Origin of the sequence: Salmonella sp. 2018103, assembly GCF_026247685.1 — a bacterium.
Lineage (GTDB): Bacteria > Pseudomonadota > Gammaproteobacteria > Enterobacterales > Enterobacteriaceae > Salmonella > Salmonella enterica.
The window spans coordinates 3,425,776-3,437,960 of the sequence record NZ_CP111029.1; the positions used below are offsets into that span (position 1 = coordinate 3,425,776).

The 12,185-nt window shown below is 55.6% G+C and carries 10 protein-coding genes; 3 read left to right on the forward strand and 7 right to left on the reverse strand.

Going from position 1 to position 12,185, the window contains the following annotated elements; translation table 11 throughout:
* Nucleotides 1-15 precede the first annotated feature (15 nt).
* The 4 genes from OLG56_RS16675 to golT form a co-directional block, all read right to left on the reverse strand.
* Nucleotides 16-1,269, reverse strand: coding sequence for an MFS transporter (locus tag OLG56_RS16675; protein WP_000288504.1), 1,254 nt, complete (start codon nucleotides 1,267-1,269; stop codon nucleotides 16-18).
* Between the two features lie 291 nt (nucleotides 1,270-1,560).
* Nucleotides 1,561-1,755 (reverse strand): gold resistance metallochaperone GolB, encoded by a 195-nt coding sequence (golB, locus tag OLG56_RS16680; protein ID WP_001159470.1) that lies wholly within the window; start codon nucleotides 1,753-1,755, stop codon nucleotides 1,561-1,563.
* Between the two features lie 77 nt (nucleotides 1,756-1,832).
* Entirely contained in the window at nucleotides 1,833-2,297 is a 465-nt protein-coding gene (gene golS / locus OLG56_RS16685) for an Au(I) sensor transcriptional regulator GolS (protein WP_001020583.1), read from the reverse strand.
* A gap of 11 nt (nucleotides 2,298-2,308) precedes the next feature.
* Nucleotides 2,309-4,597 (reverse strand): gold/copper-translocating P-type ATPase GolT, encoded by a 2,289-nt coding sequence (gene golT, locus OLG56_RS16690; protein ID WP_079900412.1) that lies wholly within the window; start codon nucleotides 4,595-4,597, stop codon nucleotides 2,309-2,311.
* Nucleotides 4,598-4,873: 276 nt separating this feature from the next.
* Here golT and mdsA point away from each other — a divergent pair, with 276 nt between their 5' ends.
* Genes mdsA through mdsC form a run of 3 tightly spaced genes read left to right on the forward strand, consistent with a single transcriptional unit; the run spans nucleotide 4,874 to nucleotide 10,738 of the window.
* On the forward strand, nucleotides 4,874-6,100 hold the full coding sequence (gene mdsA, locus OLG56_RS16695; RefSeq protein ID WP_001254860.1) for a multidrug efflux RND transporter periplasmic adaptor subunit MdsA: 1,227 nt from the start codon (nucleotides 4,874-4,876) through the stop codon (nucleotides 6,098-6,100).
* Nucleotides 6,097-9,264 (forward strand): multidrug efflux RND transporter permease subunit MdsB, encoded by a 3,168-nt coding sequence (gene mdsB, locus OLG56_RS16700; RefSeq protein ID WP_079900413.1) that lies wholly within the window; start codon nucleotides 6,097-6,099, stop codon nucleotides 9,262-9,264. Before mdsA ends, mdsB begins: the two co-directional genes overlap by 4 nt.
* 16 nt (nucleotides 9,265-9,280) lie before the next feature.
* A complete protein-coding gene (mdsC, locus tag OLG56_RS16705) occupies nucleotides 9,281-10,738 on the forward strand; it encodes a multidrug efflux transporter outer membrane subunit MdsC (RefSeq protein WP_114060597.1) in 1,458 nt (485 codons plus the stop codon).
* Between the two features lie 67 nt (nucleotides 10,739-10,805).
* Here the strand turns inward: mdsC and OLG56_RS16710 are convergent, their stop codons facing one another.
* The 3 genes from OLG56_RS16710 to OLG56_RS16720 are packed head-to-tail and all read right to left on the reverse strand — an operon-like array spanning nucleotide 10,806 to nucleotide 12,099.
* Complete coding sequence (locus OLG56_RS16710; protein ID WP_000722978.1) at nucleotides 10,806-11,165, reverse strand: DUF4156 domain-containing protein; 360 nt, start codon at nucleotides 11,163-11,165, stop codon at nucleotides 10,806-10,808.
* Nucleotides 11,166-11,222: 57 nt separating this feature from the next.
* Entirely contained in the window at nucleotides 11,223-11,447 is a 225-nt protein-coding gene (locus tag OLG56_RS16715; RefSeq protein ID WP_000737124.1) for a membrane protein, read from the reverse strand.
* Nucleotides 11,448-11,457: 10 nt separating this feature from the next.
* Entirely contained in the window at nucleotides 11,458-12,099 is a 642-nt protein-coding gene (locus OLG56_RS16720) for a helix-turn-helix transcriptional regulator (RefSeq protein ID WP_000610824.1), read from the reverse strand.
* Nucleotides 12,100-12,185: the final 86 nt, after the last annotated feature.

Consider the following 12,185-nt stretch of genomic DNA (forward strand, 5'->3'; position numbering starts at 1 on the left):
CCAGGAGCGTAGTGTTTACGTGCGATGACCGACGGCCGACTCCGGGAGTGCGTCGCTATCTGTACCGGAGATGACGACTCCCCGGGTCTCGCGACCAAATGCCACAAATACACAGATTAAAATAGCCACCGCGCCAGCCACGATCGCCATTGCCAACCCGTAATTGCCACCATGCGTTTCCGCGATACGGGCCTGTAACGTCGCATTAACCGACGCCAGTAAATTACCCAGTTGGTAAACAAACCCTGGCAGCACGGCGCGCGCATTCGCCGGAACCAGCTCGTTCAGCCAGGTCGGCACGACCCCCCAGGCGCCCTGCACCATAAACTGCATCAGGAACGCGCCCAGGCCAATCGTGAATGATCCGCTGGAAAATGCCCATAGCGGGAGTACCGGAAGCGCAAGAAAGGCGGCGATCATGATCGCTTTTTTACGCCCAATACGTTCCGATAGCGTACCGTAGAAAATACCGCCGAGCATGGCGGCAATGTTATAAAAAATCGCAATGATACTGATCAGATGCGGATCAAAACCATGCTGCATCTTCAGGAAGGTAGGATAGAGATCCTGCGTGCCGTGACTGAAAAAATTAAAGAACGCCATGACCAGCACCAGATACAGACACAACTTCCACTGTTTGCGCAGAACAGGAAGCAGCGCGGTATTCTCTTTACGCGCTCTGGCCGCCAGCCAGACGGGGGATTCCGGCACTTTAAACCAGATATAAGGCAGCAAGACAACAGGCAGGGCGCCAATCAGGAACATACCGCGCCAGCCTACCATACTGTAGAAGAGGCCAAAAATAACCGAGGCGAACAGATAGCCGCAGGGATAGCCCGCCTGAAAAATGCCCGACATCAGGCCACGCGAACGATCGGGAATGGTTTCCATCGCCAGTGATGACGCGACGCCCCATATCCCGCCCATCGCCACGCCGTACATGACCCGAAAAATCAGAAATGCCATGAAGGTGGGCGACCAGGCGGAAAGCAGTTCAAATACCGTAAAGAACAGAATATTGAGCATCAGTATCGGTCGACGTCCATACTTTTCCGCCATTCGGCCAAATAGCAGCGCGCCAATGGGACGTACCGCCAGGGTCAGCATAATCGCAATGGAAACGTCCGATACGGAAGCGTGAAACCATTCGGCGAGATCGCTAAGTACAAAGACAAGGATAAAGAAATCAAACGCATCCAGCATCCAACTGGTAAAGCTGGCAAACGCCACATGTCGTTGTGTCGTCGTCCAGTTCAGGGGGGTGTACATAGGTAGTGTCCTGCATCAAAAAATAACATCAAGCTTTGAAGCGGCGAAACGCTGGAGCGCACCCGTCGTCAAAGCGACGTAACAAGGTAGCGTTGCGCTACTTATTTGTTATCTTTTTGTATATAGCAGGTAAAATGTTAGCAAAAATAGACAAATCATTACATATTATTAACAAAGCTTACTGGCACATGATTTGTCACATTTTTTATGGGGATTCTCTCATGCAAAGGAAAGCGAAGCGTGGCTAGCGTATCGCGACCGGCCTGTCGCCAGACCGATCGCCATTGCCGATTACCTTTCGCGCGGCGGGAAACCGGCCTTTTGCAGGGCGGCGGCAATCTGCTCCGCGGATAGCGACGTTTCAACGTCAACCAGACGCGTCGCCGGGTCGGTTCTCACCGTCGCATTAGCATCGAGAGTCAGAATCGTCTTTTTTACCGTACTGGCGCAGCCGCCGCAGGTCATGTCATCAATATGGAACTGCATGGTGAACTCCTTTTGTGTGGGAACTGTTGCCAGTCTGGGCCTTGCCAGTGTTGGAAGGTCAAGCGTAATCTCAGGACTTACAGACGCTTTGCCAGTCCGTGGCGACGAGGACGGCGCAATACCGCTCCGGTACGCGCCTCCGGCTCGCTATCGTCAGGTTGTCCAAGCGTATGCAGAATGGGGCAATCTGGCAGCGCGTCGCCGGCGCAGCAGTGAATCAGCGCTTTGAGGGTTTGCGCCATGTGCTGCATGTTCTGGATACGTCTGTCCAGTTCATCAATGTGCGTCTGCGCCAGGCGTTTGACGTCAGCGCTTTGCCGCGACTGGTTATTCCAAAGATTCAGTAAGTCGCTGATTTCAGCAACTGAAAAGCCGAGGTCGCGCGCGCGGCGTATAAAATGCAATTGATTAACATCAGCCTGGGTATAGGCCCGATAGCCGGAATCCGTCCGACTTGCCGCGGGAATCAGACCAATCTGTTCATAGTAGCGAATCATTTTGGCCGAGACTTTCGATGCTTTAGCTGCTTTACCGATGTTCATAACGCTCCTCCTCATGTCGTGGATGTGTCGGATGGGGTTGTCATCGGCGCCCGGAAACGGCGCAGCCGCAAAGCGTTGCCCAGCACGAACACGCTCGACATCGCCATCGCCCCTGCGGCGAATACCGGGGACAATAATATGCCCCAGACCGGAAATAGCACGCCTGCCGCGACAGGAATCAGCGCCGTATTGTAAGCAAAGGCCCAGAACAGATTCTGGTGGATATTGCGGATGGTCGCTTTAGACAGCGCGATAGCATTCGGCACGCCTTGCAGGTTGCCGGACATTAGTACGACGTCGGCGGATTCCACCGCCACATCGGTGCCGGTGCCAATCGCCAGCCCCACGTCGGACTCCGCCAGCGCTGGCGCATCGTTGATGCCATCGCCGACAAACGCCACCTGCCCATACGCCGCTTTCAGGCGCCGTATCGCCTCGACTTTCCCTTCTGGCAATACCTCGGCAACCACGTCATCAATTCCTAACTGTCTGGCGATAGCCTGTGCCGTGCGGGCATTATCGCCAGTGATCATGGCGACCTTAATGCCGAGCTGATGTAAAGCGTTAATCGCGGCGGGCGTACTGGGTTTGATCGGATCGGCCACGGCGATAATCGCCGCCAGTTGACCGTCAATAGCCGCATAGAGCGGCGATTTCCCTTCCTGCCCTAACCGTTCGGCGGTGGTGGCGAAGCCGCTAATATCCACGCCAATTTCGCGCATATAGCGATCGGCCCCCACGTCAACACGCGTACCGGCAACGGTAGCGTATACGCCCATCCCGGTCACCGATTCGAAGCCGCTCATGCCTGGTAGCGCGATCCCTTCCTCTTCTGCCGACACGACAATCGCACGGGCAATCGGATGCTCTGAACGCGATTCTACCGCCGCGACTTTCGCCAGCACCTCACGGCGTTCAAAGCCCCCTGCCACGTCGAGATCGGTCAGTACCGGGCGGCCTTCGGTAAGCGTCCCGGTTTTGTCTACGGCCACCACCTTAGCGTCTTTGAGTAGCTGTAACGCCTCCCCCTTACGGAACAGCACGCCCATTTCCGCCCCACGACCGGTTCCCACCATAATGGAGGTCGGCGTCGCCAGGCCCATCGCGCAAGGACAGGCGATAATCAGAACCGCAACGCCATTGATCAGAGCGAAAGTCAGCGCTGGCGACGGCCCAAACGCCAGCCATACCACAAAGGTCAGAGCAGCGATAAGCATTACCATCGGGACAAACCACAGCGTCACTTTATCCACGACGGCCTGAATCGGCAGTTTTGAACCCTGCGCCTGTTCCACCAGACGAATGATTTGCGCCAGCATGGTCTGTCCGCCGACGGCGGTCGTCCGCAGCGTGAGCGCGCCTTTTTGGTTTACGGTACCGCCCACCACCGCGCTTCCTGCGGATTTCTCTACCGGTATCGGTTCGCCGGTAATCATCGACTCGTCAACGAAGCTGCGGCCTTCGGTCACTTCGCCGTCAACCGGGATCCGCTCGCCTGGCCGAACCTCCACACAGTCGCCCAGCACAACTTCGTCGACAGGGATATCCACGATGCGGCCCTCGCGTAACACATGCGCGACCCGCGCCTGTAGCCCCACCAGACGTTTAATCGCTTCGGAAGTCCGCCCCTTCGCCCTTGCCTCCAGAAAGCGCCCCAGCAGAATAAGCGCGACAATCACTGCGGCGGCCTCGTAATAGACGTTTACCGTCCCTTCAGGCAACAGGTCGGGCGTAAAGGTCGCCACCAGCGAGTAGCCGAATGCCGCTGCGGTTCCCACGGCGACCAGCGAGTTCATGTCCGGCGCCAGACGCGCCAGCGCCGGGAACCCTTTAAGGTAAAAACGGCGACCGGGGATCGTCAGCACCAACAGGGTCAGTGCAAATTGCCAGTACCAGCTTTGTTGCAGGCCAATCGTTTTTATCACCCACTCGTGCATACCAGGAATAAGGTGCGAGCCCATTTCAAGCACAAAAACGGGGAGCGCCAGCACGCTGGCGAGAATCAGATCGCGCTTCAGCCTGACGCGCTCGGCCTCTTTTTTCTCTTCAGAGTCGTCTTCGCCCTGCCCCGCCGTCTCTACCGGTCGCGCCTCATACCCCGTTTTTTCAATCGCCGCGATCACCGCCTCCGCCGACGCCGTCCCGCGGACGGTGGCGCGCTCCGTCGCCAGATTCACCGTAGCGTCCGTTACGCCAGGCACAGCCTTAATACCTTTTTCAACGCGAGCGACACACGACGCGCAGGTCATACCTTCAATAAGTAAGCTTATCGTGTCGTGACGATTTTCTGACTGACTCATGACGACTTCCCCATCCTGACTATTCGGTATCAGAAAGCCTAAAGCTTGCCATTGTGGGAAGGTCAAGCGTATTCAGGCTGCACGGTTCGGCGAGAATGTGAGATGGCTCATAAAAGAGGATGATGCGAGACATTTACGCCACGATGCCGCCCCACGCCCCGTAAAAACCCGTCAGGAACGCTTGACCTTTCCTTCGTTGTAACGCCTAGCCTTTGCCAAAAATTCTGCGGCAGCGTTGCGGAATGGCCGACACGCTGCGGTAAAGAGGGAAACGACATGCGTAGAACATTCAAAATTATGTTGATAGCCGGCGTCATCGCCGCCATCGGGGGCGTGATTTACATGGCCGGCGAAGCACTATGGGATAAAGGCAACGCCGTCGGCCCACCGGCCAGCGCGCCGCCTCCACCGTCGGTACCGGTTGCTAAAGCCCTTAGCCGCACACTCGCGCCTACGGCGGAATTCACCGGTTTTCTGGCCGCGCCGGAGACCGTGGAGCTGCGTTCGCGCGTGGGAGGAACCCTTGACGCCGTCAGCGTTCCGGAAGGACGTCTGGTAAGCCGCGGACAACTGCTGTTCCAGATCGATCCGCGCCCGTTCGAGGTCGCCCTCGACACCGCCGTCGCGCAATTACGTCAGGCTGAAGTACTGGCCCGCCAGGCGCAGGCGGATTTCGATCGCATTCAACGACTGGTCGCCAGCGGCGCCGTATCACGTAAAAACGCTGACGATGTCACCGCCACGCGTAATGCGCGACAGGCGCAGATGCAATCGGCCAAAGCCGCCGTCGCCGCAGCGCGCCTTGAACTCTCCTGGACCCGTATTACCGCGCCCATTGCCGGACGCGTTGACCGCATACTGGTGACCCGGGGCAATCTGGTCAGCGGCGGCGTAGCGGGTAACGCCACGCTTCTGACGACTATCGTGTCTCACAATCCCATGTATGTGTATTTCGATATTGACGAAGCCACCTGGCTGAAGGCGTTACGGCATACCCGCTCCGACAAAAATCCACCGGTAGTCAACATGGGGTTAACCACCGATAACGGGCTGCCTTATCAGGGCGTACTCGACTTTATGGGCAATCAGATGAACCGCAGCACCGGCACTATCCGGGCGCGCGCCGTGATTCCTGACCCCGACGGAATGCTTTCTCCCGGCCTGTTTGCCCGAATCAGTTTGCCCATCGGCGAGCCGCGGGAAACCGTGCTAATTGACGATCTGGCGGTGAGCGCCGATCAGGGCAAAAACTATGTGCTGATCGTCGGCAAGGAGAATCAGGTGGAGTATCGTCCGGTTGAGTTGGGACAAATGGTCGATGGACTCCGCGTCGTTACACAGGGAGTACAGCCGGGAGAAAAAATCATCCTCAAGGGGCTGGTGCGTCCTGGCATGACCGTTGCGCCGCGTCTGGTGCCGATGCGGCAGAATGTGACCGATAAACAGACCGCGACATTGACTAAAGCGGACGGCGACAGCGCGTCGAAGGCGGTGCGCCAATGAAATTCACCCACTTTTTCATTGCACGCCCCATCTTCGCCATCGTCCTGTCGCTGTTAATGCTGCTGGCTGGCGCTATCGCCTTTTTAAAACTGCCGCTGAGTGAATATCCGGCCGTTACGCCGCCCACGGTACAGGTTAGCGCCAGCTACCCCGGCGCTAACCCGCAAGTGATTGCCGATACGGTAGCCGCGCCGCTGGAACAGGTGATCAACGGCGTTGACGGCATGTTGTATATGAATACCCAGATGGCCATTGATGGTCGCATGGTTATCTCTATCGCCTTCGAACAGGGAACCGATCCTGATATGGCGCAAATTCAGGTGCAAAACCGGGTATCCCGCGCGCTGCCTCGCCTGCCCGAAGAAGTCCAGCGAATTGGCGTTGTAACGGAGAAAACGTCCCCCGATATGTTGATGGTGGTCCATCTTGTCTCGCCGCAAAAACGCTATGACTCGCTTTACCTGTCTAACTTCGCCATCCGGCAGGTTCGCGACGAACTGGCCCGTTTACCTGGCGTCGGCGATGTTCTCGTCTGGGGCGCGGGCGAGTACGCCATGCGCATCTGGCTGGACCCGGCGAAAATCGCCAACCGCGGTCTTACCGCCAGTGATATCGTTACGGCGTTGCGGGAACAAAACGTACAGGTCGCCGCCGGTTCCGTCGGGCAACAGCCGGAGGCCTCCGCCGCTTTTCAGATGACGGTGAACACGCTGGGCCGCCTGACCAGCGAAGAACAGTTCGGCGAGATTGTGGTAAAAATCGGCGCTGACGGCGAGGTGACGCGTCTGCGTGATGTCGCCCGCGTCACGCTGGGCGCAGATGCCTATACGCTGCGCAGTTTACTGAATGGCGAAGCGGCGCCAGCGTTACAGATTATTCAAAGTCCGGGCGCTAATGCGATTGACGTTTCTAACGCGATTCGCGGCAAAATGGATGAGTTGCAGCAAAACTTCCCGCAGGATATCGAATACCGGATTGCCTATGATCCTACGGTCTTCGTGCGCGCATCGCTACAATCGGTGGCGATTACGTTGCTGGAAGCCCTCGTGCTGGTCGTCCTTGTCGTGGTGCTGTTCCTGCAAACCTGGCGGGCGTCCATTATTCCTCTGGTGGCGGTTCCCGTTTCGCTGGTCGGCACCTTTGCCTTGATGCACCTGTTTGGTTTTTCGCTAAATACGCTTTCGCTGTTTGGTTTGGTCCTGTCGATAGGTATCGTTGTCGATGACGCCATCGTTGTGGTCGAAAACGTGGAACGGCATATCTCGCAGGGCAAAAGTCCCGGAGAGGCGGCAAAGAAGGCGATGGATGAAGTCACTGGTCCCATTCTTTCTATTACCTCGGTGCTAACGGCGGTCTTTATCCCTTCCGCATTCCTGGCGGGCCTGCAGGGTGAGTTTTATCGTCAGTTCGCGTTGACCATCGCTATTTCGACCATCCTTTCGGCCATTAACTCGCTGACGCTCTCCCCTGCGCTGGCTGCCATTTTGCTAAGACCGCACCACGATACTGCGAAGGCTGACTGGCTAACGCGGTTGATGGGCACGGTCACTGGCAGTTTTTTCCATCGCTTTAACCGTTTCTTCGACAGCGCGTCGAACCGCTATGTTAGCGCCGTCCGTCGGGCCGTGCGCGGCAGCGTCATTGTGATGGTGCTCTATGCTGGCTTTGTGGGGCTGACCTGGCTTGGCTTCCATCAGGTGCCGAACGGGTTTGTGCCTGCGCAGGATAAATACTATCTCGTCGGCATCGCCCAGCTCCCAAGCGGCGCATCGTTGGATCGCACAGAGGCGGTCGTAAAACAGATGTCCGCTATCGCGCTGGCGGAACCCGGCGTCGAAAGCGTCGTCGTCTTCCCCGGCCTGTCGGTTAACGGCCCGGTAAATGTGCCAAATTCGGCGCTGATGTTCGCCATGCTGAAACCCTTTGACGAGCGTGAAGATCCTTCACTTTCCGCTAACGCTATCGCCGGAAAGCTAATGCACAAATTTAGCCACATTCCCGACGGGTTTATTGGCATCTTCCCACCGCCGCCGGTTCCAGGGCTTGGCGCGACGGGCGGCTTTAAATTGCAGATTGAAGATCGTGCGGAACTGGGATTTGAAGCGATGACAAAGGTGCAAAACGAGATTATGTCTAAGGCGATGCAGACGCCCGAACTGGCCAATATGCTGGCCAGTTTCCAGACGAACGCCCCGCAATTACAGGTGGATATCGACCGGGTGAAGGCGAAATCAATGGGGGTATCGCTCACCGACATCTTTGAAACGTTGCAAATTAACCTCGGCTCGCTTTACGTCAACGATTTCAACCGATTTGGCCGTACCTGGCGGGTGATGGCGCAGGCCGATGCGCCATTCCGTATGCAGCAAGAGGATATCGGCCTGCTTAAAGTCCGCAATGCGAAGGGCGAGATGATCCCGCTTAGCGCTTTCGTCACGATTATGCGCCAGTCGGGGCCGGACAGAATCATCCATTACAACGGCTTCCCCTCGGTAGATATTAGCGGTGGACCGGCTCCGGGCTTCTCCTCCGGACAGGCGACGGACGCGATTGAAAAGATCGTGCGTGAAACGTTGCCGGAAGGGATGGTCTTCGAATGGACCGATCTGGTTTATCAGGAAAAACAGGCCGGCAACTCCGCGCTTGCTATCTTTGCGCTGGCGGTGCTGCTGGCCTTCCTGATCCTGGCGGCGCAGTACAACAGTTGGTCGCTGCCCTTCGCCGTCCTGCTTATTGCGCCTATGTCATTACTCTCAGCCATTGTCGGCGTGTGGGTATCTGGCGGAGATAACAATATCTTTACGCAGATTGGTTTCGTGGTGCTGGTCGGCCTGGCGGCCAAGAACGCCATTTTGATTGTCGAGTTTGCCCGCGCCAAAGAACACGACGGCGCAGACCCGCTGACCGCCGTGCTGGAAGCGTCACGCCTGCGTCTGCGTCCTATCCTGATGACCTCATTCGCCTTTATCGCAGGCGTAGTACCGCTGGTACTCGCGACGGGTGCCGGCGCGGAAATGCGACATGCGATGGGCATCGCCGTGTTTGCCGGCATGTTGGGCGTCACGCTCTTCGGCCTGTTATTGACGCCTGTATTTTACGTGGTGGTTCGCAGGATGGCATTAAAGCGTGAGAACCGCATTGATTCGCATGATCAGCAAGCATAATGATGGGAATGGCATAATGAAGATCATTTTTACAGGCTATCGGCAGACCGCCACGCTGGCGACGCTTGCTTTCGTCACCACGCTTGCTGGCTGTACGATGGCGCCGAAACACGAACGCCCCGCATCGCCGACTGCGATGGTCTACCCCTACGCAACGTCAACCGTTTCTGGCGCGCCGGATGCCGCTGACATTGGCTGGCGTGATTTCTTCCACGATCCGCTTCTACAGGAGCTGATCGCGATCGCGTTACACAATAATCGGGATTTACGCAAGGCAGGGCTCAATGTTGAAGCCGCCCGGGCGTTATACCGTATTCAGCGCGCGGAGATGCTGCCGACGCTCGGCATCGCCACCGCCATGGACGCCGGTCGCACTCCCGCCGATCTCAGCGTCACGGACGAGCCTGAGATTAACCGACGCTACGAGGCGGCTGGGGCGACGACGGCCTGGGAACTGGATCTCTGGGGGCGAGTGCGAAGCCTTAGCGACCAGGCATTAGCCGCCTATATGGCGCTTGATGAGACGTACATTGCGGCGCGAATGAGCCTGGTTTCCGAAGTCGCCAGCGCCTGGCTGACGCTACGGGCTGACCGGGAGCTGCTGCGCTTAACCGAAGATACGCTGGCCGCGCAAAAAAGTTCATACACATTGACAACCCAGCTTGCCCGGACAGGCAACGCCACACAGCTCGATCTGCGTATGGCGGAGATCGCGCTGCGTTCTGCGGAAATCAATCGCGCGGCGTATACGCGACAGTTGGCGCGGGATCGTAACGCGCTGGAATTGCTGTTGGGCCAGCCGCTCACGCCTGAACTGTCGCGTCGACTAAACGAGGCGGTCACGCTTACGGAAGGCACGATCCCGACCACTCTGCCAGGCGGATTACCGTCAGATCTGCTGGTACGCCGCCCGGATATTCGCGCCGCCGAGTACAGGCTGCGTGGCGCAAACGCCCGAATAGGTGCAGCACGCGCCGCCTTCTTCCCGACAATCAGCCTGACAGGCACGGCGGGAACGGCCAGCGCGTCTCTTAGCGGGCTCTTTGAACCGGGATCGGGAAGCTGGCGTTTTCTACCGCAAATCACCTTGCCTCTCTTTCACGGCGGCGCATTACGCGCTGACCTGGACAGGGCGCATGTCCAAAAACAGATTGAAATCGCCAGGTATGAAAACGTTATTCAGCAAGCCTTTCGCGACGTGGCAGATGGTCTGGCGGGACAGCGTACGCTGAATGACCAGGTGCAATCAGAACAACGCGCGGTTGAAGCCAGCCAAATCGCCTATGAACTGGCCGGACTCCGTTTTCAGGAAGGCATCGATGACTACCTTACGCTGCTTGATACCCATCGTATGCTTTATGGCGCGCAACAGCGCCTGGTACGCACACGTCTCATGCAACAGCTGAATATCATTAATCTGTATAAAGCATTAGGCGGCGGTTGGCGGGAGTACAGCGAGAAAAAGCAAGGTTAGCCCAAATAGCGCGCGTCGCCAGTGCGGCGCGCGCGCTAAACAGGCATATATTGCCTGCAAAATAAGGTTAACGAGGGCAACGATAAACGTTCCCGCTTAACGTGACATTCGTTTGTTTGCTTGAGCCCGAACCGTGCCATGAACTTCCTGTCTGGCCTGCACGCTGGGTTAACAGGACTACCGTATTGCCGCCCATTTTATAAGCTTTGTTTTTCAGATCGTTACGGGCACCCGTTTCCAGGTTACTGTTGGAAGTCCAGCCACCGGTAAAGAAATTCCCCTGGCTGCCCGTGATATCTCCTAAGTAGCTGCATTCCTTACCTGGCTCGCTGGTCATCACCCGTACCTGTTCAGCGCCATAATTCAACGAATTAGCACTACATGCGGTTAAAGCCAAGCCGACGAAACATACTAAGATCTTTTTCATACTAATACCTGGTCTATTAATCATTAAATAATAACGCGTTCTTGCTTCTGAACGCCGTCAAGGAACTATATTTAAGATGTAACGAATGTCTTTCATTTGCTGAAGAAAAGTCTCTGTCATGATGCTATCATGTATGCTTGAGGCTATTTCTTGTTCAGTTTTTTCAATATGCTCTCTGAGCCTTATTTTTGTTTTTTCGTCAAGCGCCGAGATAAGTATCTTAATGGCAAGCAGCAAAGTAGGATTGATGCTTTCACACTCTCTCATCGTTAACTTTTTCATCTTGTTTGCTTCAAGCCTGATCGGCGTTTTTGTCTACACGGCAAATTTTAGATGCGAAGATATGGCGACTTCTTTGGTAAATAAATAGCAAATGGAAAAAGCGTTTGAAGCCATATTTACGACAGATACGCAATCTATGAATGTACAAAGTCTTACGACTCATGCCATAGCTACTGGCGATCTGACTCATCGACTTTTTATATAAAAAGTGCCATAACAACTCTTCCTCCTTTTTTGTCAACGGCGCAAGTTCACCGACCGCTACATCGTTTGCACAAGCGTATTTAATGAAATGCTCAATAAAAACAGGCTTTGCCAAATCGGGATCGATATCAGGATCTCTATCGCAGCCATGTGGATAAAGTTTTCCAATATCTCTGCGCGTGAGCCAGATCCGACGAGCATGTGGATAATGCTGCATGAGCGCCTTAAAACCTTTCCAGACCCCCTGAATCAAAACTCGTCCATCAATAATAATTATGATATCTTCGCTAGCTGATATCTGACACGAATTATATTCTCCATTGAGTGGGAACATAAAGCATTTCCCATCCTCAAAGAGTGAAGCGATGCCTAAATAAGTATAATAATCATCCGTTAAAACTATACCTATCGTTTTTAACGGAAGTTGTTCCGATAGTGAATTTATCATAATTTCATCAATAGAATAACGCTACGGTGAGTGTTTTATCTTCCTCTTAAGATTACCTGAGCGATCATAACCATCCCTATTCTGTA